The organism is Streptomyces sp. NPDC000348, assembly GCF_042898795.1.
In the GTDB taxonomy this organism is placed as follows: Bacteria; Actinomycetota; Actinomycetes; order Streptomycetales; family Streptomycetaceae; genus Streptomyces.
Genome location: NZ_JBIAZD010000007.1, coordinates 85,591 through 107,711, shown reverse-complemented (window position 1 = coordinate 107,711; position 22,121 = coordinate 85,591). Strand labels below are relative to the sequence as shown.

The window sequence follows — 22,121 nt, the reverse complement described above, 5'->3', positions numbered from 1 at the left end:
GTGGGGTGCGGGCGGGACGGTCGGGGAACCGGTGCGGTGGTCAGCCGCCCTGGGCGATCCGCCGTACCTCGTCGGCGGTGAGGGCGCGGTTGCGCAGCCGGAAGTCCCGGACCGCTCCGTGCAGACGGGGGTGGGTGCTGTTCTGGGACCGGCCGAGGTAGTTGCGGCTGGTGCGGCCGAGCAGGAGGGGGCTCGCCACCATGGCCGTGTTCCGGCCCGCCTCGGCGCCGTCGACGTAGAGCACGCCGGTGCCGCCGCCGAGGGTGAGCGCCACGTGGACCCACCGGCCGGCCGGCAGCGGGCCGGTGGCGTCGATGACGTCCTCCCGCTCCATGCCGGAGATCTTCAGTGCCGCCCGGGCGCGGGCCGCACCCGTGGTCGCCGCGAGGAAGAGGTAGGTGTCCTTGTGGTAGCCGAGGTCGAAGACGCGCGCGGACGGGGCGAGGGTGTCCACGCGTACCCGCACGGCCACGGTCAACTCGTCCAGTCCGCTGGGCAGTCCGGCGGGAAGCGCGATGTGGCCGTCGCGTCCGTCGAGCGTCACGGCGGTCGCCGCGCCGTCGGTGCTCCATGCGGCGCCGCCCGCGAGGGAGGCGTCGGCGAACGTTCCGGTGCGGTCCGCGGCCGACGTACCGCTGCCCTCGTCGAGGGGGTAGCGGGCGACGTCACCGGCGGGGCCGGGCCGCGGTGCGACGGCCCAGTACACGTTGTAGCGCTGGTGGTGGACCTCGTGGAAGGGGCGCAGCGAGACGCGCCGCCGGTCCGCGACCGCGCTGAACACGGGGCTCTCGCCCGGCGCACGGCGCACTGTGCCGGGGCGGATGGTGGGCAGGGTCGGGAGTTCGGTGTCGCCGTACTCGCCGGCCAGCACCAGCGGACCGTATGACAACGATGCCACCTGGGGATTGTCCGGTGCCGGACGCCAGACCGGGACCCTGGGCAGGACGAGTTCCACGCGGTCGCCGGTGCGCCAGTGCCGTGTGACGGTGGCGTGGGTCCCCGGTTCGAGGCGCATCCCGGCGGTGCGGCCGTTGACCTTCAGCACGGCCCGCCCGCCGGTATCGGCCACCCAGCCGGGGATGCGGATCCGCATCGAGAAGCGCGCCTGCCCGTCGGTGACGGTGAGGCGGGTGCGGTCGCCCGCGGGGTACTCCGTCTCCTGGCGCACGGTCACCCCCGTCTGCTCCCAGCGGACTTCGGACGGGATGAACAGGTTGACGTACAGCTCGGGCCGACGGGTGCCGCGGGTGCGGAAGTAGACGGTGTCGGCGAACTTGGTGTGCGTCTCCAGGCCGGTGCCGTGGTCGCAGGAGAAGTTGTCGTAGTCACCGCTGTAGCTGCCGGGGGCGGAACCCAGTCCGCCCTTGGGTTCCCGTCGCGAGCCAGCCCACAGTCCCGTGTAGTAGGTGACGAAGCCGTGCGCCGAGTCGGGGTCCTGCTCGCCGAGCATCTGGTTGTACAGCGTCCACTCGTAGTGGTCCAGGTACTCCGTGCGCTGCGGCCGGTGGCGGAAGAGGTGCCGGCCGAGCTTGAGCATGTTGTAGCTGTTGCAGTTCTCGCAGGTGACCTCCGAGAGCCGGCTGGCGATCTCGTCCGGGGGGCCGAAGAGCTCCTTGTCGGAGTTGCCGCCGATGGCGTACGAGTGGTGGCGCACGACGGTGGTCCAGAAGGTGTCGGCGATGTCCAGGTACCGCCGGTCCCCCGTGGCCTCGTAACCGGGCACGGCGCCGACCACCTTGGCGATCTCCGTGTTGGCGTGCCGGCCGGCGAGTTCGTCGCGCCCCGCGGCCAGGGGCGCGTACAGCTCGTCGTGGTCGAAGCGCTGTGCGGTGCGCAGGTGCGCCGGGTCGCCGGTCTCCAGGTACAGCTGGGCGAGGACGTCGTTCATGCCGCCGAACTCGACCTTCAGCACGCTCTGCATCCGTTCGCGGGACAGCGGTGCCGTGCGGGCCTCGGCCCAGGCGGCCATCTCCAGCAGGACGTCCAGCGCCTGCTTGTCACCGGCCAGTCGGTACTGGTCGAGCAGACCGGCCATGATCTTGTGCAGCGTGTAGTACGGCGCCCACGGCTTCCCCCCGGCCTCCAGCTGGTCGAAGACCGACTCGGGGAACGCGGAGAGGTAGCCGCGGTGGAATCCCGCCGCCGGCGCCGCCCGCTGGCACTCGGCCAGCGCGGAGACGAGTGAGCGGGCCTTGTCCGCGTAGGCGGTGTCGCCCGTGCCCGCGTGGGCCTGGGCCAGGGCGCTGAGGAGGTGTCCGGTGGTGTGGCCGCGCAGTTGGACGCCGGGGGCCTCCCAGCCACCGCAGGGTTCCGCCGAGGACGGCAGGCCGACGTTCAGCCGGAAGGTGTGCAGCAGCCGGTCGATGTCGACGAAGAGCAGATAGGCGCAGGTGCGGCGCATGTTGGCGAGGAAGGGGCTGTCGAGCAGCCGGACCTCGGAGAGCGCGAACGGGGTCAACGCCGGCCGCGGGCCGGTCGCGTCGCCGTGTCCGGCGGGTGCGGCCGGGGCGGGAGCGGCCGGGATCACGGCGGCGGCCGCCGGCGACACGGTCGTCGACGCGGCGGCGGCCGCCGCGGTCGCGGTGAACAGGATCTGGCGTCGGGACGGGGCGGGCCTGCCGGACTCTGCGGGCATGGTACGGGGCTCCCTTCACTGGCAATGGCTGCGGGTGGATCAGGGACGGCACCGGAATGTCGAGGGGGATTGAATCGTTTTACTCGACTCGGCGGAGACGCTAGGGGCCCGTAACACAGGCGTCAAGGGTTCTCACAGAATGCGATCGGGACGGCAAATGGCGCCCCGACATGTGGAATCGGGACGCCATTCGGGCATGCCGCAGTGCGGATCGGCGCGCGCACCGTCCGCACAGCGGCTTCTTCCTTATGGAGTTCGGAAAGGGGGAATTGAATCGTTCAATCAGATGGTGGTCTGTGCGTACGGCACCAGCCTGACCGGTCCCACGAGTCCGTGGTCCTGGCGGGTCAGGGAACCGAAGACCTCCGGACGGGTCGTCCTGAGGCGGTTCGCGAGCGGTGTGGCCACCTCGATCTCGATGGTGTTCTCGCCGCGCCGCAGCAGCGGTCCCACGTCGATGACGGGCGACAGCCGGTCGGCGGGGCCCGACTGCTCCCCGTTGACCGTCACGCGGAAGGTGTCGCTCACCTGCCCCAGGTCCAGGAAGGCGCCGTGGCCAAAGGTCCAGTCGTGCGGGAGCACGACGGTGGTGCGGTAGCGGCCGATGCCGGCCGAGTCCGCCAGTTCGGGGATCTTCGACCAGGGCAGCAGCGTGTCCAGCACCAGGTTCCTGCGCACCCGTTCGGTCCGGGTGGCATCGGAGCCCGGGACCCAGTCCTCCACCTCGACGTCCCACCGGTCCGGCTCGATCACGGCGGGCACGGACGGGAAGGTGGTGGTGACCGTGCGGCCCTGGGACAGTTCCGTCCGGTACGTGCCCGCCGTGCCGGCCCGCACGGTGAGCCCGTCCCGGGTGAACAGCACCTCGTCGGCGTCCGAGGAGACGGCGTGCGGACGGTTCCCGTTCCGGTCCCCGAAGAGTCCCGGCCGCCCCAGCGCGACGATCCTCGTCTGGCCCGGCCGGAGCGCGACGCGCAGGGTGATCTCGTCGCCCTCCTGCGTGTACCGGCCCACCCGGACGACCTCACCCGTCCAGGGGTCGAGGAGATAGGGCACCGACCGGCGTCCGCGGGTGCAGCGCAGGGTGACGTCGTGGTCGATCGCGGCGACGGGCGGCTTGACGGTCTCGGCGTGCTTGCCGTTGCAGAGGTAGTAGAAGTCCGCCTCCGGCGTCACGCGGTGCGCGTTGAGGAGCGTCGAGGGGGCGGGGTAGCGGGCGTCGGGGCTGACGCCGAGGGCGGTGAGGGCGTCGCCGACCGCGGTCTTGTCGGTGACGCGGACCACGTGGGGCAGGGCGAGCAGGCGGGCCAGAACGTCCCGCAGCCGCTCCGTCTCCCCGGACGCCGGGACGCCCGGCGTGAGCGCCTGGTCGAAGGCGCCGAGGAGCACCACGGGCAGCCCGGCCTCGGCGAAGCGGAGCAGTTTGCGGGCGTCCGCCAGGGCGAGGGTCGGGGTGGAGCCGTAGAAGAAGTCGCCCTCGACGAACAGCGCCTTGTAGGCCGGGCCGTCGGGGGCGAGGCGGCCACCGGACACCCTGGCGTTCGGCAGGTCCAGCAGCGGACCGCTGAGGAACTGGTGGGTCCATCCGAGCGGGACACCGGTCGAGGTGAACCAGGACGCGCCGATGCCGGTGGCGGTGTAACCGGTCTGCCGGTAGACGGCGACGTCCGCGCGGACCGTGCCGGCCTGGAGGACCTGGTGCACCCGGCCGAGGTAGCCGGAGATGTCCTCGACGTGCCGCCAGGTCGGCTGCCAGGGCCCCCAGGACTCGCCGTAGCCGGGGCTGCCGTTGTAGGGGCTGAAGGCGGCGAAGCCGGGCCACTGCGCCTCGGGGGCCTTCGCGTAGGAGAAGCCGTGCAGGACGGTCTGGTTGACGCCCGCCGCGTACGCGCCGCCCATGGTGCGCAGCACCCGGTCCCAGGTCGTGCCGTAGGCCGAGCCGTTGTACGCGCCCGACTCGCAGGAGAGCACGGTGTGCCCGGCCATGTCCCGGCCGCCGGCCAGGCACCGGTAGTCGTCCAGGTTCTTGAAGCCGAGGGACTCGCCCTCGGCGATGTCGAGGATCGCGGCGGACTCGATGGCGTCGGTCTGCAGGCCGTAGGGCTGCGAGCGCAGGGTCATGTCCAGGCTGTGCGCCCAGTCCCGCAGGGCGCGCAGGTGGTGCCGGTTGAACAGGTCGGAGACCGTGCCCCAGAAGTCGTGCCTGATCTGCCGGGTCAGCTGGGCCCCGAAGGCGAACACCTGGTTGCTGTCGTTGAGGACGAGGACGGGCAGATGGGGCAGCAGCGGGCGGCCCGTGCGCTTCTCGAACTCCTGCGGCAGCCGCTCCGTCCAGACCAGTCCCTCGGTCTCCATCTCCACGGAGTCCTCGAAGAAGGCGCCGCCCGCCGCTTCCAGCAGGCGCCGCAGGGAGGCGGTGAGGATCCGGCGCTCCCAGAAGTCCGTGACGGCGGTGGTGCCGGCCGCGCTGAAGTGGTCGACCACGTAGGCGGCGGGGGCGGAGTGCGGTCCGGACTCCGGCTGCTGGCCCGAGCCCCGCTGCCAGTAGGAGATCAGCACCCACTCGCCCTCGGCGGGCGCCGTCCACGTCAGGGCGCCGTCGGCGACCTCGGCGGTCAGGTCGCGGACGCTGTCCGGGTCGAGTCCCGTCTCCTTGCGGGTGGAGTGGGCGGGCTCGACACGGGCGGCCTGGACGGCGAGGAGACGCGCACGGGTGACACCGGGGGCGGCCTCGTGCACGGGCGGGGGCACCGGTCCCCGGTAGGTGGCGCCGGCGGCCAACGAGGCGCGGCCGTGGACGAGTTCCTTGGCGGCGGCCTCGTCGTCGGGGGTGATGCCGGGGACGGCCACGGGCCAGCTGGGGCCGAGGGTGATGTCCACGGTGAGGCCGCGTCTCGCCGCCCGGCGCAGGGCCGCCTCGACGCCGTCACGCCAGGGTCCGCCGCCCCAGCCGTGACGGGCGGTGTCCAGCAGCGACTTGTCCTTGATGCTGTGGTGGACGGCGGCGATCTCGACCCCGCCGAAGCCCGCGTCCGCGATCTGGTCGATCTCGCGGGCTATCTCGTCCGGGTCCACGAGACCGTCCGGCCACCACCACCGGAACTTCGGGCGCACCGACCGGGCGGGGGCGGCGAACCAGTCGGCGGCCGGCCCGGCGCCTTCGGCGGCGGGAGTCGCGGCGGCGCCGGGGGAGGCCGCACCGAGGGCGGCCACGGCCCCTGCGGTCACCGCCGCGGCCAGGACCGTGCGCCTGGACATCCCGCCACGCTGCGGGACGGATTCGTCGTACATGAGTGCACCCCAGAGAAGTTCACGTGCATTGAATCGTTTCAATCGCTACCGAACGCGGGAACGCTAAACCGCGCGGTTCCGACGGGTCAAGGTGTGGGACACGAGGTGTTTTCCGGGACCGGTGAGGGACGCGGGCCGTGTCGCCGGGGTGCGCGGCTCGGGGGCGTGACCGCCGGCGCCTTCCGCCGGCCGGCCGGGAAGCGGGGGCGCGATGGATGCCGCCGGGCGTGCCGGCCGGGTTCCCCGTTTGCGGACGCACCGGCACGAGGACGGTGCCGGTGCGTCCGCGTCCGGGTCCGGGTGGACGGTTCCGGGCCGGCCGGTACCGCGCACCGGGCCGGCCGGCCTTCGGAAGTCGCCGGCGGACGGACGGGGACCGGCCGGCGGCCGCCCTCCCCGGCGGGCTCCGTGACCGGAGGCGGTTCGGCTCCGCCGGCGGCCCCCGGGGGGCGGTCGGCCCGAGCGGGGCGGGTCCTTCGCTTCCGCGTACGGACGTGCCGCGGCCTGCCGGACCCGCCCCCGTAGGGTTTTGCGCATGACCTGGAACGAGGCGGAGTACCTCGACCTCTTGCACGCCGAGCGGCGTGCCTACGCGTGGGTGATGCGGCACTACGGCGGTCTGACGCCGGCAAAGGCCACGGAAGCGGCCCTGGAGTGGTATCCGTACGAGCCTGAGGACCACCCCTGCCGCGGCCTGGTCTTCCACGACGAGGCCTGGCACTGGGCGATGTCGGCGATCCACGGTGACCGGTACACGGTGGAACACCCCGGACTCGCCCATCCGCCGCCGGCCTACGAGGCCCTCGGGTGAGGGCACCGGCGGGCGCCTTGCCGGAACGGCAACATCCCTTGGCGGTTCACCGGGGGCCGGGCGAGGCTCGGACGCGTTCACCGGCAGAAGGAGCCCTGTATGAGTACCACCGACGCGGTCGGGTTCTGGGACGACGTCCACGCGGCCCGCCCGGCGGCCACCGATCCGCGGCCGAACGTACGCCTCACCGAGATCCTCGCGGATCTGCCGCCCGGCGACGTGCTGGACCTGGGATGCGGCGCCGGCGGCGACGCGCTCTGGCTGGCCCGCCGCGGGTGGCGCGTCACCGCCGTCGACGTCTCGTCCGTGGCGGTCGGGCGCCTCACCTCACTCGCCGCCTCGCACGGCCTGGCCGACCAGCTCACCGCCCGGCGGCACGACCTGCACGCGTCGTTCCCGGAGGGTGCGTTCGACGTCGTCTGCGCCCACTACCTGCACACCCCCCTCGAACTGGACCGGGCGGCCGTGCTGCGCGGGGCCGCGCACGCCCTGCGGCCGGGCGGGCGGCTGCTGGTCGTCGATCACGGATCGACCGCTCCGTGGTCGTGGGACCAGGACCCCGACGTCCGGTACCCGGCCCCGCGGGATGTCGCCGCGGACATCGCCCTGGACCCGGCGGCGTGGACGGTCGAGCGGGCCGACTCGCCCCGCCGGGTCGCGACCGGACCGGACGGGCGGACCGCCGAGGTCACCGACCACGTCCTGATCGTCCGCCGCACGGCCTGAACCGGCCCCGTCCCGCACGAGGGGAAACCATGCGCCGCGGAGACTGGGGCGACACCCCGGTCTCCGCACCGGAACCGGCGGGGCCGAGGTCCTGCGCGGCGTCCTCGACCACCTGCGGACCTCCGTCTCCGGGAAGGCCGAGGACGCCCCCGAGCCACAGGTCCGGACCGCCGGGGTGCCTTCGGGCGCGAATCCGCCCGGGCTGCCCGACCACCTCACGTTCGTCGAGCGGGCTGCGTTCCCCGGGAACCGGGTCACCGGCTGGCAGGCCGCCTTCCACGCCGCGCCCGCGGACAGCGTGGCCGATGTGGTCACCCGCCACCGGGAGGCGGTCAGGCGGGCGAACGACGTGCTCGACCGGTGCACCGACCTCGGTGCACCGGTTCCCCGCCCCGGGCGTCCGCCGGTCGCTCACCCACATGACCGAGGAGACCGGGCGCCACACCGGCCACGCGGACGTCCTCCGTGGACCGGTCGACGGGGCGACCGGACGCCGGCCCCGCCCCGGCCGGCGTTCCGGCACGGCGCGGGCCGCGTTCCGTACCCTGGCGGCATGCGCATGCGCCCCACCCTGAGCTGGGTCCCCGAAGAAGACCTGCCGCCGGGCTCCACGGATCCGGGGCCGGTCGCCGATGCGCTGAGCACCGGCGGTGTGGTGGTGCTCAGCGGGGCGGGCCTCTCCACCGAGTCGGGCATCCCCGACTACCGCGGCGAGGGCGGGAGCCTGAGCCGCCACACGCCGATGACCTACCAGGACTTCACCGGCAGCGAACGGGCCCGGCGCCGTTACTGGGCGCGCAGCCACCTCGGCTGGCGCACCTTCCACCGCGCCCTGCCCAACGCCGGGCACCGGGCCGTGGCCGCGTTCGGGCGGCACGGCCTGCTCTCGGGTGTGATCACGCAGAACGTCGACGGTCTGCACCAGGCCGCCGGCAGCGAGGGCGTCGTGGAACTCCACGGCGGCCTGGACCGGGTCGTCTGCCTCTCCTGCGGCGCCCTCAGCCCGCGCCGCGAACTCGCCCGGCGGCTGGAGGAGGCCAACGCGGGCTTCGCCCCGGTGGCCGCGGGGATCAACCCCGACGGTGACGCCGACCTCACCGACGAGCAGGTCGGGGACTTCCGCGTGGTGCCCTGCGCGGTCTGCGGCGGCGTCCTCAAACCGGACGTGGTGTTCTTCGGCGAGAACGTGCCGCCGCAGCGGGTCGAGCACTGCCGCACGCTGGTCCGTGGGGCGGCCTCGCTGCTCGTCCTGGGATCGTCGCTGACGGTGATGTCCGGGCTGCGGTTCGTCCGCCAGGCCGACCGGGCCGGCACACCGGTACTGATCGTCAACCGGGACCCGACCCGGGGCGACCGGCACGCCGCCACCCGGGTCGCGCTCCCCCTGGGAACGGTCCTCACCACCGTGGCCGACCGGCTGGGCATCCCGGTGGACGGCCGGACGGCGGCCTGAGCGGCCGCCTCCGTCCCCGCCCACCGGCGCCCGGACCGTCCGGGCGCCCGCCGTGTCACTCCTCGTCGCGCAGCCGGGCCGCCAGGGAGGCCAGCGGTTCGGTCTCCTCGGTGTGGCCCAGTGCGGTGAGGCGGGAGACCGCGGCGTCGAGGCGGGTGAGGGCCGGGGCGGGGCGTTCCAGGTAGATGCCCTCCATGGCGCCCGCGAGGCGGACGCACTCGGCCCACTCACCGGCGTGCTCCTGGTCCTGTCCCGGCTCGCCGAGCAGGGCGAGGGCCTTCTCCAGGGCGGTCAGGGCCTCCTCGTACTCGCCCGCGTACGCGTTGACACGTCCGTGTTCGTAGGCCAGGGCGGCGTCCAGGGGACGACCGTGGGCCTCGTACCCGGCGGCGCGGGCCTCGTCGGCGATCCGGCCGGCGTCGGCGAGGAAGGCGCGGGCGTCGGCCAGACCGTCCGGGCCCTCCTGCTGGGCCCTGAGGCGGGCCAGTTCGCGCAGGCAGTTGCTGAGCTGCTCGTAACGCGGGTCCCGGGCGTGGGCGGCGAGCGCCTGGTCCGCGGCCTCGCGGGCGCGGCCGAACTCGCCCGACTCGCCGAGGAGCACGGCCGTCTCGGCGGCGATCATGGCATGGCTTCCCGGGTCGTCGTCCCAGCCGGCCGACTCGGCCGCGAGGGCGGCGAACTCCGCCGTGGCGGCCTTGAGGTCGTCCCCCGCGTGCAGCGCGCGGGCGCGGGTCAGACGCAGTTGGGCGGTGAGCCGGTCGTCCACCTCCCCGGCGGCGACGTCCGGTTCGGCGAGCACCGAGTCGAGCAGCGCGATGCAGTCCTCGACGTGGCCGAGGTCCAGGCTGAGCCGGGCCGCGTTGCTGTAGGTGCAGTACGCGTCGAACCGGCTGCCGCGGCGGAGCTCCAGCTCCGCGGAGCGGGTCAGGTGGCGCAGCGCCTCGTCGGGGCGGCCCAGGTGCAGGCAGGCCCCGGCCAGGTCGTTGTGGAGGCGGGAGGTGTCGACCGTGCCGGCCGGCCAGTCGGCGGCCAGCCGCAGGCCCTCGGCCAGGTCCGTGCAAGCGGCCTGCGCGTCCTGCAGGCCGAGGTGGAGCCGGCCGCGCAGGGCGAGCGTGCGGGGCAGGTACCAGGCCGGGCCGTGCTCCCTGAGGCGGTCGAGGGCACCGTCGGTCGCGGTGAGCGCGGCGGGCAGGTCGCCGGTCATGGCGTACGTGGTGGCCCTCAGCAGCAGGGCCCCGGCGATCTGCGTGCCGACCTCGTGCCGGGTGGCGAAGGTGTGCAGCAGGTCCACCTCGGCGAGGACCGGCGCGATGTGCTCCTCGTCCCCCGACACCTGCAGGCGCATGCCGAGCGCGGTGGCCCGCAGCCGCAGCAGGCGGGCCTCCTGGCGCGGGGTGAGGCCGGGCGTCTCCTCGTGGAGGCGGACCATGGACGCGTGGGCGGCGGTCAGCGCGGCGGCCTTCGCCCCGGTCCCGTCGGCGTCCTCCGTGGACGTCTCCGCCGTGGCGAGCAGGGCGCCGGCACGGGCGAGGGCCGCGTGACCCGGCTGCCCGGCGTCGTCGTACAGTCCCGCGGCCTCCTCGTGGAGGGCGGCGGCGTCGGCGTACTCGTCCTTCTCGCGGGCCAGGCCCGCCTCGTCGGCCAGCAGGTCCGCGCGCAGGTGGACGAGCGGCCCCACGGCCGGGTCGTCGGGGTGGGTGTAGTCGCGGGCGGCGACGAGCGTGCGCAGCCGTGCCCAGCAGGCCCGCGCGTCCGGGTGCCCCTGTTCGTCCAGTTCCCGTGCCCGGAGGATGAGTTCGGGCAGCGACTCGGGGACGGCGGGGGCCGTCCGGGTGGTGGGCGCGGCGACCGGGGCCGCCGGGGCCACGTCGTCGAGGGTGCGGGTGCGCAGGGTCAGTTCCAGCGCGTCCAGGAGGGGGGCGCGGTCGAGGCGGGCCCTGCGGCGGTCGGTGTGGGCGGTGGTGCCGTTGCGGGTGTCGAAGCGGGCGGCGAGGTCGTCGGCGCGCTCGCGGACCTCGGTGCGCAGGCCGGTCACCGTCCAGGTGCGGCCGGCGAATCCGGCGGCGGGCAGTTCGCCGTGGCCGAGGTGCTCGACGCGCTGGAGGAGCACCTCCACGCCGGTGAGGAAGTCGAACTGATCCCGCGGCGAGTCCACCTCGTCGAACAGGTTCCGGTTCTCGGCGAGGAGTTCCAGACCGCGTGCCTCGTTGCCGGTCAGCGCGCAGAACTCCAGGTGCCGTCCGACCTCCCCGGACATCGAGGGGTTGCGGCGGCAGCCCCGGTAGCCGGCGAGGTGCAGTTCGCGTGCCCGGTCGGTGCGGCCGGCCCGCAGCAGGGGCAGCAGCACGTACGAGAAGGAGCGGGCCGGCTCCTCCTGGCAGGATTCCTTCCCCGCCAGGACGGGCTCCCAGGCGCGCAGCGCCCGCTCGTCGTCGCCCGCCGCCAGGTGGTACAGGGCGCGCTCGCAGATCTCGCAGGCCTCGCAGTCGCTGAGCCGGGTGCGGGCGCGGCCGGCCCACAGTTCGTAGGCGAGGGCGGTGTCCTCGCCGGTGTGGGCGGCGAGCTGATACGCCTGTCCATAGTAGGGCTGGAGGCCGAGGCCGGCCTTCTCGTACCGGTCGCGCATCTCCGTCAGCCACTGGCGCAGGCTGGCCAGCGGGATCTCGGGCAGCGCGCGCAAGGCGCCTGCGACCCACTTGAACCGCCAGAACAGCGTGTGGCGCAGGCGGTCGTCGAAGACGTCGGGCTGCTCGTCGAAGAGGGTGAGCAGGCGGGCGAAGACGACGGGCGACTTCCGGGGTTCGGAGCCGTAGGTGTAGGCCTCCTGGAGTTCGAGGAGCGCCTGGACCAGCGGGAGGGGCTCCTCGAACTGCTCGGCGGCGTCGACGAGTTCCTCGGCGGTGACGGTGCGGGGGCGGCCGTAGGGGCGCCGGCGGTTCTCCTGGAGCGCCTGGTACAGCTCGTCCGTGCTCTGGGGGTGGGGTGCGGTCGGCATCGTCAGCTGTCCTTGCGGAGGGCGTGGGCGAGAAGGTCGAGGAAGGAGCGGTTGATGAGGCTCGACTCGGCGGGTCTGAGCGGCCGCCGGGACAGCAGCGCGGCCTGCCCGTAGAGGGCTTCGGCGCTGGTGCGGGCCAGCTCGGGCTCGTCGATGGCGACGGCGGTGCGGACCAGCGGGTTGAGCTGGTTGAGGATCAGCTGGGCCCGCGGTGCCTCCTGGCGCAGGGCGCCGAGGATGTCGCCCCACAGGCCGCCCTCCTGCTCGCGGGCGAGCCGGGAGCGGGTGCGTTCGTGCCGGGCCTCGCGGCTGTCGACGAGGAGGGCGGGGGCGGAGGCGGGCTGGAAGGTGCGCAGCGCGACGTCGCAGTCGAAGACGGCGAGCGCGTCGCGGGCCTGGGCCAGGTAGGCCGCGGCGGCCAGTTCCGTCTCCCGGTCGACGGGGTCGAGGTGGGCGGTGAGGGTCGCCGGGTCGAGGTCGGCGACCGTGACCTCGGACCTGATCTCGGGCAGCCGGTGGACCAGTTCGCGGTCGTAGGTGTAGCCGCCGTTGACGACACCGAGCCCGGCGGCGGAGGCGATCGCCGCGACCTGCCGGAACTCCTCCACGCTCGAGGTCACGAGCACGGTGCGGTGGGTGCGCGCGAACTCGTCGAGGGTGGTGTGCCCGTCGGTGGTCTCGAACGGCAGCCAGGGCAGCAGCATCCGCAGGATCTCGTCGTCGTGCACGGCGAGCGACTTCACGGCCAGGTGGTGCACCTGGAGGAAGCGGGCGAGCAGGTCCGGGTCGCTGGCGGCGGCCCGGGCGATCCACGCGCGCAGCCGCTCGGCGAGGGCGTCGCGGACGGCGGCGAGGGTGTCGTCCTCGTACAGGGACTCGCGGGACGCGGTCGGGCGCAGGCTCTCGGCGTCGACGACACAGCGGACGAAGAACGCCCACTCGGGCAGGATCTCCTCGGCCTGCTCGGACAGGAGCATGCCCTTGACGTGCACGCGGTGGCCGTGGCTGCGGCCGGCCGGCACCGTCTCGGGCAGCACGCACGCGATGCCCTTGAGGCCCACGGCGGGCAGGTCCAGCTCGATGGTGTCCAGCGGCCGGAAGCCGAAGACCTCCTCGCCGTACGCGGCCAGCGCGCGGGAGCGGGCTCCCGGGGTGGGGTACGTGCGGGCCCAGGGCGCTGCATCCGGGTTGACCGGCGCGCCCGGACCGCCGGTGCCGTCGTCGAAGGTGACCGGGTGGCGCAGCAGGGAGCCGAAGTGCCGGGCCAGCGCGTGCACCTGGGCCGGGCGGGTCCACTCGCCCGCGTCGGCGCGGGGCGTCAGGGTGACGGTGGTGCCGGGCCGGGGGCGGGCGGAGGCGGGCAGGACGTGGACGGTGTAGCTGCCGTCGCCGCGTCCGCGCCACTCCACGGCGGGCGCGTCGGGGGTGCGGGCGGAGCGGCTCAGGACGTGGATCTCGTCCGCGACCAGGAAGCAGGAGAGCAGTCCGATGCCGAACTGGCCGATGAAGTCGCCGCGTTGCTCGGCGATCTTCTCGGCGCGCTTGCTGCTGCGGCCGATCGTGGCGAGGAAGGTGTGCACGTCGGCCTCGGTGAGGCCGACGCCGTCGTCCTCGACGCGCACCACCGCGCCGTCGGCGTACAGGCGGATGCCGAAGGCGCCGGCGGGGGCGGCCGGTTCGAGGGCGTGCCGGGCGGTCAGCGCGTCCACCGCGTTCTGCAGGAGTTCGCGCAGGTAGACGCGGGGGCTGGAGTAGAGGTGGTGGGAGAGGAGGTCGACGAGGCCGCGCAGGTCCACCTGGAAGGTGCGGTCGGCGCCGGCCGGGTTCGCGGCGGGGTCGGGCAGAGTCATCGGGCAGTCCGGGGTGGGAGGGAGACGACGGATGGCGGGCGGTCCGAAGCGGCGGACGCCCGGGCTCGGCGGTGGCGGCGGGCGCTCAGGCGCGGCGGTGGCGGCGGGCGAACTCCTTCTCGGGGTCCGCGAAGAAGGTCCAGGGCCACTCGGTGTAGGCGCCGTCGAGCGTCCGGAAGACGCGCCGGACCGTGTGGCGCTCATCGGCCAGCGACAGGGCCATGGCGAACATGTTGAAGTCGTGCTGCCAGCCCGGGCGCCACACGTAGGCGGGATGGAGGATGCTGTGGTCGGCCGCTTCCCGCAACTCCGCCTGGATCTCGGGGGTTTCGAGGCAGTCCCCGCGGTCCGACTCGACCCATTCCTCGATGTGCGCCATGGCGATCACGCAGCCCAGGCTGTGCCCCTGCGGGGCGCGGGCGAGGGCGTCCCGGGCGAACGCCAGGGCCTGGCCGGGCTCGCCGCCCCAACGGGGCTGCAGCTGCGCCAGCCGCTCGGTGTGGATCTCCAGGTCCAGCGGGTCGCGGCGCAGGCCGGCGTCGAACCGGGTCTCGTTGACGGCGGGGCCCAGCGACATGCCACGGCCGGAGGTGAGGAGCTGACGCCACGGTGTCACCCATTCCGGCCGCAGTTCGGCGGCCCCCAGCAGCTGCTCCTCGGCGATGTGGAGCCGCTCGTGGAAGACCCGCCACTGCTCCTGCGTGACGTGCACGGCGCGGGCGGCGGTGCGCGCCTCCCAGCCCCAGCTGATGTGGCGCGCCCCGGATATCAGCAGGGCCGTCGCCCGGTGCTCCTCGTCCTCCTCGACGGCCCGGCCGATCCAGTCCTGCACACCGTCCAGGACGGCCAGTTCGCCGAGGACCTGGTGGTCGCGGCCGAGGTCGAAGGGGGCCAGCGCCGCCTTGACCGCCTCCCATTCACCCGCGTCGGCCGCCTCCACCAGCGCGAGCACCCGGGTGTCCCCGAGCGCGCGCAGCGGGTACACCCCGTTCTTCCTGCGCGGGACGGCAAGCGCGTACGGATCCGCCGCCGGTCTCTCCGCGTCCCTGCCGAACAACTTGCCGAACACCCCGCGCCCTCCCCTGGTCCCGCATGATCAACCGGTGCAGCATAAGCGACCCCACGGACACCGCTTCCACGGGGTTTTCACCGGCGCTTCACGATCCGGCCGACACGGGCGCGTACCGCCGTCGCGGGCGCGTACCGCCGTCGCGGGCGCGTACCGCCGTCGCGGGCGCGTACCGCCGTCGCGGGCGCGTACCGCCGTCGCGGGTGGGCCGGCTGCCGGCGGAGCCCGGTGTCCGTTCCTCGTGGGAGCCGCACCGTGCGATGGATCAACGGACCCGGTGGGTCACCCATTCGTCGGCCGGGATGCAGTCGAACGCGGTATTGGCCCAGGAGTTGGGCCTGCCGAACACCGCGCGTGTCAGGAGGACATCGCCCGCCCGCTGGGCGCGCGGCAGCATCCCCCAGTCCTCGGAGCTGATCTCGCCCTCGGGGGTGATGGAGATCGTCCTGCCGAGTCCTTCCAGATGTGCGCTGATCTCGCCGGCGAGTTCGGACGGCCTCCGCCCGATCAGCCGAATGCCGTCCAGTACCACTTGGGGGCCCATCCGGGCGTCCACGACGACACAGGTCAGACCGATGGAATCAACGAAGTAGGCCACGACGTCCGCCTGGTGGCCGGATGCGTCCGCCTTGCGGAACCGAACGCGCGTCTGCTCGAACGGACCGAAGTCCTCGATCGGTGCGGCGTCGGAGGTGAAGGCCCGTGCGTCCATCACGGTGGTCGCCTCCCTCAGGCCTGCGCCGAACCGGAGAGGACCCACGCGTTCGAGCGGCTCGCAGTCCCACCGGTCCCGGTCCGATTCAGCGGTGACGGCCCACTGGTCCGGCCACATGTCCGACGCCTCCCCTCCGGCATCCTCTGATCGTCGAGGCGCCCGGCGGACCCTACCGCCTCCGTCCGCCCGGCAGCCGAGCCGGTTCGGATGGGCCGGTGGCGTGTGGGGAGTTCGGGACTCCGGGCCGCGAAGGCCGCGGGATCGGCGCGGAACACCGCGTCGAGGAGGCCCGCTTCCTCGACAGCCGGGGCGCGGACGGCCTCCCCCGGTTCCGGGCCGCACGGGCTCACCGCGGGCCGGGGGCGGGGGCGACCTCGCTCACCGGGGTTTCGGGGCCGTCGGTCGGGACCAGCGGGGTGGGACGGGCTTCGGCGGGCTCCGGTGACGCCGACGGAGCGGGCGTGGCGGAAGGGCTGCTCACGGGAGGCGGGGCGAGAGGGACCGTCGGGGACACCGGGCGGTCGGGGGCCGACGACTGCAGCGGCAGTACGACGAGGGCGGCGACGGCGCACGTCAGTCCGGCCCCGACGGCGGTGCGGACCAGCCGGCGCCGCGCCGCGCCGCGGCGGATCTCCTCGAACCGGCCGGGGGGCGGGCCGAGGTGGTCGGAGACGGGCCGCAGGATGACGGCGAGGGGGTCGTCGGGTTCGAACTCCGGACCGTCGTCAGAGTGTGTGATCAAGGCTTCTCCTCAGATGGGCGCGGAGCAGTTCGCGGGCCGCGTGGAGGTCGGCCTTGATGGTTCCCTCCTTGCGTCCGGTCACCGCGGACACCTCCCGGATCGGCATGTCAGCGTAGTAGTGCAGCAGGATCGGGACGCGCAACCGTTCCGGCAGCGACTGCACGAGCAGACGTACGGACGGGTCGGACTGTTCGGTGTGCGGGCGGACGGCGGTTTCGGTGGTGACGCGGTGCACGGCCTTGCGCTCGCGTTCGAGCGTGCGCCAGTGGTCGCGGACGAGGTTGGCCGCGGTGACGTAGAGGAAGCCCCGGGGCTCCGCCACCGACGTCCAGCGGGCCCACAGCCGGGTGAACGCCTCCGAGGCGATCTCGTGGGCCGTCCCGTCGTCGTCGACCAGCCGGCGGCACCAGCCGGCGAGGCGTGGGTAGAGGGCGGCGAAGAGCTCGGACGCTGCCTGCTCTCGGGACCGTTTCAACGCTCTCCATGGTCGTGGCGGTACTGGTGTCGTGGGGCCCGCCGCGTTCCCGGGCCGCGGGCGCACGGCCCGCCGGCCCGGGAACGCGGCGGCGGATCAAGGGCCGGCGGAGGTCAGGGCGGCGAACACGATCACGTTGTCGCGGTACTCGTCGCCGGTGCGCGGGCCGCCGCAGGTGATGAGCCGCAGCTCCGGCCGGCCGACGTCGCCGTAGACCGCGTCCGTCGGGAAGTCCGCCTTGGCTACCGTGCGGACCGAGCCGACGGCGAACACCGCCGCCGTGCCGTTCTCCAGGCGTGCCACGATCCCGTCCCCTCGGCGCAGGCGCGCGAGGTGGCGGAAGACGCCGTCCCCGTGGGCGCCGACCGTGACGTGGCCGAGGATCACCGACGGGCCGGTCTGGCCCGGCGTCGGCGAGTGCCGGTACCAGCCCGCGCGGTCGTCGGCGGTGACCGGAGGCACCTGGACGGTGTGGTCCGGGGCCAGCCCCAGCCGGATGACCGGGGTGTCGACCCCGATGGCCGGTATCTCCAGTCCGACCGGGACCGAACGCCCGAGGGGGCGCACCGGTTCCGCGGAGGGCCGCGCGGACGGTGTCGTCCGCGCGGGGTGTCCGGCCGTGGACCGGCCGGTCCGGTGACCGCCGCCGGCGCAGCCGCCGAGGAGCGCGGCCGTCGCCGCGGTGGCGAAGGCACGCCTGGAGAGCGGCGTCATGCCGTGGTCGCCCGCCGGCGGCGCACGAGGAGGACCGCCGCGCCGCCGACGGCGAGCACCGCGGCGGCGCTCCCGCCGATCAGCGCGCCGTCGGTCCCGGACTCCGCGGACGCGGACCCGACACCGGTGTCGGGCGCACCGCTCGGTACGACGGCGACCCCGCCGGGAACCGCCGACCGGTCCGGTGCGTCGCTCTCGGCCGGTACGGGGCTCGGGTCCGTGGCGTCGGCCGGGGCCGGCGACTCGCTGGGGGTCACGGTGGCCGCGGGGACCGGGGACGGCCCGTCGGCGAACGCGGGTACCGGGCTCGCCAGCACGGCGGTGCAGGCGAGTGCCGTGGCACTGAGGGCAGTTCGGCGCATGGATCGCTCTCTTTCGTCGCTCCGCCCGCACGATGGCCCGGCGGGCTGGGTCATGGATCGTGCGGAGAGACGGGACAGCGGCGGCACGGGTTGTAAAGAGAAGGCAAAGTCCCATCAGGCGTGCTCGACGGCGGTGGTGACGGGTGTGCCGGTCTCGATGGTGCGGCTGACCGTGCAGAGACGGTCGTGCGACGTCCTGACCGCGCGGGGAAGGATCGCCCGGGCGCGATCGGCGCCCGCGCCGTCCGGGAAGGCGACCCGGAAGGTGACCACGAGGTCGGTCATGCGGTTGCCCAGCTCGTCGCTGACCTTGTCGCCCGTCACCGTGACCGAGAACTCGTCGGGCTCGGCGTGGCGGCTGGTGGCGACGTCGACGTCCGCGGCCGTGCAGCCCCCGATCGCGGCGAGCAGCAGTTCGACCGGGGTGAAATCGGTGTTCCGGTCGTCATCGGAGGCGGTGCCGAACCGGATCGTGCCGCCACGGGAGTTGGTGGCCACGAAGTGGCCCGTGCCGGTCCGCTCGACGGCGACGGAACGCGTGGAGTCTTCGCTCATGCGTCGACAGTAAGGCCACGGGGCGGCGTGCTCGCGGATCCGGTGGCACCGCGCTCCGCCACGCCACGGCCACGCCGCCCGGTGGTCGCGGCGCGCCGCTCTCCGCCGCGTCGTCGGACCTCAGCGGCGGCTCGGTGCCGGGACGCCTCCCCCGCTCGGACACCACGACGGCGGACCGTGCGGGTTCCGGGGCGTGTTCACGCGGGAACGGGGCACGCGGTCCTCGCGGACCGACCGGTCCGGCGTCCGCGTTCCCGACTCCGGAGGCCTCCCATGATGGTCGTCGGCATCGTTGCCGTCTGCGTGGTGATCGCTGTCCTCGCCTTCCTCGTCCCGCGTCTCTCCCGGCACCCGCAGAACGGAGCCCAACGCGCCCTCGGCGTCGGCTCCCGGGCCGGGGCCAAGGCTCCGGGCCGGCTCGGGCGTCTCCTCGGCAAGCCCTTCCGTTCGAGCTCCCGCGCGGTCGGCCGCAGCGGTTCCGCGGGGCGGCGTGCCCGCGGGCGGCTGCCGTTCTGACGAGGGCCGGTTCCCTTCGGCGGCCACCGTGCGCCGCCCTCCCGCCCGTACGACAGGAAACCGGTCAACGGTGTGACACGGTGTGCCCCATGTCACTCACCGTCCGGGAAGCCGGGCCGAGGTGACCGCAGTCCCGCGACGAGGAACCCGACCAGCCGGCGCGCGTCGTAGCGGGGGTCGCTCTCCGCGCCGATGCACAGGTTCCCGACGCCGCGCATGAGCGTGTAGGCGTCGACGCCGGAGCGGATCTCCCCGGCCGCCGCGGCGGCCTCGAGCAGCCGGGTGCAGACCGGCACGAGACGGTCGAGGAAGTAGGCGTGCAGGGCGTCGAAACCGGCCTCGTCGGAGTGCAGCACGGCGGCGAGACCGTGCTTGGTGACCAGGAAGTCGACGAAGAGGCCGATCCACTCCCCCAGTGCCGCGTGCGGAGTCGCAGAGGTGGCCAGCAGGGCCGGGGCGGCCTCGGCACAGGCGTCGACCTGATGCCGGTAGACGGCGATGATGAGGTCCGCCCGCGTCGGGAAGTGGCGGTAGATCGTGCCCAGCCCGACTCCGGCCTCGGCCGCTATGTCGCGAACCGGCGCGTCCACGCCCGACCTGACGAAGACCGTGGCGGCGGCGTCGAGCAGGGCCTCCTTGTTGCGCCGGGCGTCCTTGCGCCGGGACGGAGCCGCGCGCCCGGCGCCCTCGTCGCTGTTGCTCACCGCGCCGCTCCTTCCGCTCATCACCACTTGCCAAAACGGAACGACGTTCCGTATCGTTCCGGAACACAGTTCCGCTTACTCATGATGCCAGAGCGGGCGCCCGGCCACCAAGCCGTGTGCCGCCCTGCCCTCGCGCACGTCCCGCAAGGAGACACGAACATGCAGTACCGCACCTTGGGCCGCACCGGTGTCCAGGTCAGCACCCTCGCGCTCGGCGCGATGAACTTCGGCCGGATCGGACGCACCACCCAGGACGAGGCCACCGCCATCGTCGACACCGCGCTGGAGGCCGGCGTCAATCTCATCGACACCGCCGACATGTACGGCGGCGGTGAGTCGGAGGAGATGGTCGGCAGGGCCATCGCCGGCCGCCGCGACGACGTCGTGCTGGCCACCAAGGCCGGCATGCCCATGGGAGAGGAGCGCAATCACCGGGGGAGCTCGCGCCGCTGGCTGGTCACCGCGCTGGAGGACAGCCTGCGCCGTCTCGGCGTCGACCACGTGGATCTCTACCAGATCCACCGGTGGGACCCGGCCACCGGTGACGAGGAGACCCTGTCCGCCCTGACCGATCTGCAACGCGCGGGGAAGATCCGCCACTTCGGCTCCTCCACGTTCCCCGCGTACCGCATCGTGCAGGCGCAGTGGGCCGCCCGCGAACACCGTCTGAGCCGCTACGTCACCGAACAGCCCAGCTACTCCCTGCTGCAGCGCGGGATCGAGTCCCACGTCCTGCCCGTGACGGAGGAGTACGGCATGGGGGTGCTGGTGTGGAGCCCGCTGGCCTCGGGCTGGCTGTCCGGCGCCGTCCGCAGGGGCAAGGAGGTCGCCACCCACCGCTCGGCGTTCATGCCGGAGCGCTTCGACACCGCCCTCCCCGCCAACCGGGCCCGGCTCGACGCCGTCGAGCAGCTGGCCGGGATCGCCGACGCGGCCGGGCTGACGATGATCCAGCTCGCGCTCGGTTTCACCACCGCGCATCCGGCCGTGACCAGTGCCCTGATCGGACCGCGCACCCTGGACCACCTGCACTCCCAGCTCGCCGCCGCCGACACCGTGCTCCCCTCCGACGTGCTCGACGCGATCGACTCCGTCGTCGCTCCGGGCACCGACCTGGCCGCCCACGAGAAGCACGACACTCCGCCCGCGCTGCTCGACGCATCGCTGCGGCGCCGCTGACCGGCCTCCCCCGCACACCCCGGACCGACCGGGCGCCGGTGTCCGTCCTCGCGCACGGCACACCCCTTCGCCCGGCCCGCGGGTCACACCGGACAGGAGCGAACGCTCCAAGAGCCGCAGGGGGAAATACGAGACCCGGTCGTTCCGTCCTGACCGCATCCGCGCCGGCCGCCCTGTCGGTGGGGGCCACGACCGCCCTGGCGTCACCGGCCTCGGCCGCGCCCGGCACCACACCGCAGAGGGTCTGCGGAAGCGGCTACCGGACCGTGAACTCGGCAGCCGCCGGTTCACCGGGCACCGTCCACCTGACGTACAACCCGGCCAACGGCCGGAACTGCGTCGCGACCATCCGCAACGACCCCGGCACCGCCCTGGACACGTCCGCGTGGATCCACGTCCCCGACACCGACGAGGGCGACCAGGACCACGGACGGTTCACGTCGTACGCGGGACCGGCTTACGTCCACGGCAAGGGCCACTGCGTGGACTGGGGCGGCGGCATCGGCAACGTGTACGTACAGGTGCACGGCTCCAACTGCGGCGCCCTGAAGGAGCACCGGGTCGCCTTCACCCGCTGACCCGCGCCTCCCGACGGATCACCTCGCCCCGACAGGACCGCAAGGCCCCGTCAGGGGTCCGGCGCGCCGGTCAGCCGCGGGCACTCCACACGTCCGGGCCGCCGCCGCGCCACTCGACCGTCGCGGACCGGCGCAGCCAGTCGTCGTCGACCCTCTCCAGCCCCGCGAGGCGCAGGAACTCCACCACGTCCAGCAGTCCGTACGCCATCCCGAGGAACCGGGTGCCGCCGCGGACGCGCCGGCCGCCGTCCTCGCCGGGCGGGTAGATCACGATGGGTCGGTCGTTCGCCATGGCACCAGCGTGCGGTGCGCGGCGTCCGCCCGCATGCCGGGCGCCCGGCCGGACACCCGGGTGCCGGCCGGGCGGAGCCGCGGCGCGCCGCCGCGGTCAGTCGACGGCGGGACCGGCCTTCTCGGTGCCGGACAGCCGGGCGAGATACCGGTGGCAGCGAGCCGCGCGTTCCGAGTCCTGCGCCATGACCTCCCTGAAGAAGTCGGCGATCTCCTTCTGGTCCGCGTTCTCCGCGTCGCGGACGTACTGGCCGTAGTCGTGGCCCGCCTTCAGCGAGTGGTACTGCACGGAGATCAGGTCGTAGACGACATCGCTGAAGCCCGTCTCACCGGTTGCCATGACTCCTCCTGCGCGTGGGGGAAACAGGTCACCGGGCCGGGTATCACCTCGCCGTCCGGTGAAACCGGTGCCGCGCGCCACGGCTCTCCGGCCGGCACCGCGCGTCCCCGTGCGACGAGC

20 protein-coding genes and 1 pseudogene are annotated in these 22,121 nt (G+C 74.0%); 7 read left to right on the top strand and 14 right to left on the bottom strand.

The features are described 5' to 3' along the window. Positions 1–40: 40 nt before the first annotated feature. Both ACFY3N_RS16075 and ACFY3N_RS16070 read right to left on the bottom strand, forming a co-directional pair. Positions 41–2,635: a beta-L-arabinofuranosidase domain-containing protein gene (locus tag ACFY3N_RS16075; protein WP_390817296.1), complete on the bottom strand. Its 2,595-nt coding sequence runs from the start codon at positions 2,633–2,635 to the stop codon at positions 41–43. A 282-nt stretch (positions 2,636–2,917) separates the two neighbouring features. Further along, complete coding sequence (locus ACFY3N_RS16070; RefSeq protein ID WP_390817295.1) at positions 2,918–5,893, bottom strand: glycosyl hydrolase; 2,976 nt, start codon at positions 5,891–5,893, stop codon at positions 2,918–2,920. Positions 5,894–6,461: 568 nt separating this feature from the next. Here ACFY3N_RS16070 and ACFY3N_RS16065 point away from each other — a divergent pair. The 4 genes and pseudogenes from ACFY3N_RS16065 (at position 6,462) to ACFY3N_RS16050 (ending at position 8,916) form a co-directional block, all read left to right on the top strand. Continuing rightward, positions 6,462–6,737, top strand: coding sequence for a hypothetical protein (locus tag ACFY3N_RS16065; RefSeq protein WP_390817294.1), 276 nt, complete (start codon positions 6,462–6,464; stop codon positions 6,735–6,737). Between the two features lie 99 nt (positions 6,738–6,836). Beyond that, positions 6,837–7,463, top strand: a complete 627-nt coding sequence (locus tag ACFY3N_RS16060) for a class I SAM-dependent methyltransferase (protein WP_390817293.1) — start codon at positions 6,837–6,839, stop codon at positions 7,461–7,463. A gap of 43 nt (positions 7,464–7,506) precedes the next feature. Then, a pseudogene (locus ACFY3N_RS16055) lies at positions 7,507–8,038 on the top strand (DUF664 domain-containing protein). Next, positions 8,017–8,916: an NAD-dependent protein deacetylase gene (locus ACFY3N_RS16050; protein WP_390817292.1), complete on the top strand. Its 900-nt coding sequence runs from the start codon at positions 8,017–8,019 to the stop codon at positions 8,914–8,916. Before ACFY3N_RS16055 ends, ACFY3N_RS16050 begins: the two are co-directional and overlap by 22 nt. A gap of 55 nt (positions 8,917–8,971) precedes the next feature. On the opposite strand, the gene ACFY3N_RS16045 is transcribed toward ACFY3N_RS16050, so the two are convergent. From ACFY3N_RS16045 to ACFY3N_RS16005, 9 genes are all read right to left on the bottom strand, one after another. Further along, positions 8,972–11,911 (bottom strand): hypothetical protein, encoded by a 2,940-nt coding sequence (locus tag ACFY3N_RS16045; protein WP_390817291.1) that lies wholly within the window; start codon positions 11,909–11,911, stop codon positions 8,972–8,974. A gap of 2 nt (positions 11,912–11,913) precedes the next feature. Then, the gene (locus tag ACFY3N_RS16040; protein ID WP_390817290.1) at positions 11,914–13,761 is read right to left on the bottom strand and encodes an HSP90 family protein; all 1,848 of its coding nucleotides are present in this window, start codon (positions 13,759–13,761) and stop codon (positions 11,914–11,916) included. An 85-nt stretch (positions 13,762–13,846) separates the two neighbouring features. Beyond that, entirely contained in the window at positions 13,847–14,830 is a 984-nt protein-coding gene (locus ACFY3N_RS16035) for a hypothetical protein (RefSeq protein WP_390817289.1), read from the bottom strand. A 265-nt stretch (positions 14,831–15,095) separates the two neighbouring features. After that, the gene (locus ACFY3N_RS16030) at positions 15,096–15,545 is read right to left on the bottom strand and encodes a hypothetical protein (RefSeq protein WP_390817288.1); all 450 of its coding nucleotides are present in this window, start codon (positions 15,543–15,545) and stop codon (positions 15,096–15,098) included. Positions 15,546–15,891: 346 nt separating this feature from the next. Then, complete coding sequence (locus tag ACFY3N_RS16025) at positions 15,892–16,287, bottom strand: hypothetical protein (RefSeq protein ID WP_390817287.1); 396 nt, start codon at positions 16,285–16,287, stop codon at positions 15,892–15,894. Continuing rightward, entirely contained in the window at positions 16,271–16,762 is a 492-nt protein-coding gene (locus tag ACFY3N_RS16020) for an RNA polymerase sigma factor (protein WP_217132289.1), read from the bottom strand. The genes ACFY3N_RS16025 and ACFY3N_RS16020 overlap by 17 nt, the downstream gene beginning before the upstream one ends. 96 nt (positions 16,763–16,858) lie before the next feature. Further along, positions 16,859–17,476, bottom strand: coding sequence for a class F sortase (locus ACFY3N_RS16015; RefSeq protein WP_390817286.1), 618 nt, complete (start codon positions 17,474–17,476; stop codon positions 16,859–16,861). Beyond that, a complete protein-coding gene (locus ACFY3N_RS16010) occupies positions 17,473–17,838 on the bottom strand; it encodes a sortase-dependent protein (RefSeq protein ID WP_390817285.1) in 366 nt (121 codons plus the stop codon). Before ACFY3N_RS16010 ends, ACFY3N_RS16015 begins: the two co-directional genes overlap by 4 nt. Positions 17,839–17,952: 114 nt before the next feature. After that, positions 17,953–18,393, bottom strand: coding sequence for an OsmC family protein (locus ACFY3N_RS16005; RefSeq protein WP_390817284.1), 441 nt, complete (start codon positions 18,391–18,393; stop codon positions 17,953–17,955). Between the two features lie 273 nt (positions 18,394–18,666). On the opposite strand from ACFY3N_RS16005, the gene ACFY3N_RS16000 reads away from it, so the two are divergent. Continuing rightward, positions 18,667–18,909: a DUF6411 family protein gene (locus tag ACFY3N_RS16000; RefSeq protein ID WP_217132299.1), complete on the top strand. Its 243-nt coding sequence runs from the start codon at positions 18,667–18,669 to the stop codon at positions 18,907–18,909. Positions 18,910–19,001: 92 nt separating this feature from the next. On the opposite strand, the gene ACFY3N_RS15995 is transcribed toward ACFY3N_RS16000, so the two are convergent. Beyond that, on the bottom strand, positions 19,002–19,613 hold the full coding sequence (locus ACFY3N_RS15995) for a TetR/AcrR family transcriptional regulator (protein ID WP_390817283.1): 612 nt from the start codon (positions 19,611–19,613) through the stop codon (positions 19,002–19,004). Positions 19,614–19,772: 159 nt separating this feature from the next. On the opposite strand from ACFY3N_RS15995, the gene ACFY3N_RS15990 reads away from it, so the two are divergent. After that, positions 19,773–20,792, top strand: coding sequence for an aldo/keto reductase (locus ACFY3N_RS15990; RefSeq protein ID WP_390817282.1), 1,020 nt, complete (start codon positions 19,773–19,775; stop codon positions 20,790–20,792). A 149-nt stretch (positions 20,793–20,941) separates the two neighbouring features. Beyond that, complete coding sequence (locus ACFY3N_RS15985) at positions 20,942–21,370, top strand: spore-associated protein (RefSeq protein WP_390817515.1); 429 nt, start codon at positions 20,942–20,944, stop codon at positions 21,368–21,370. Between the two features lie 70 nt (positions 21,371–21,440). On the opposite strand, the gene ACFY3N_RS15980 is transcribed toward ACFY3N_RS15985, so the two are convergent. Both ACFY3N_RS15980 and ACFY3N_RS15975 read right to left on the bottom strand, forming a co-directional pair. Then, positions 21,441–21,662 (bottom strand): hypothetical protein, encoded by a 222-nt coding sequence (locus ACFY3N_RS15980; protein ID WP_390817281.1) that lies wholly within the window; start codon positions 21,660–21,662, stop codon positions 21,441–21,443. 96 nt (positions 21,663–21,758) lie between these two features. Continuing rightward, a complete protein-coding gene (locus ACFY3N_RS15975) occupies positions 21,759–22,001 on the bottom strand; it encodes an acyl carrier protein (protein WP_390817280.1) in 243 nt (80 codons plus the stop codon). Positions 22,002–22,121: the final 120 nt, after the last annotated feature.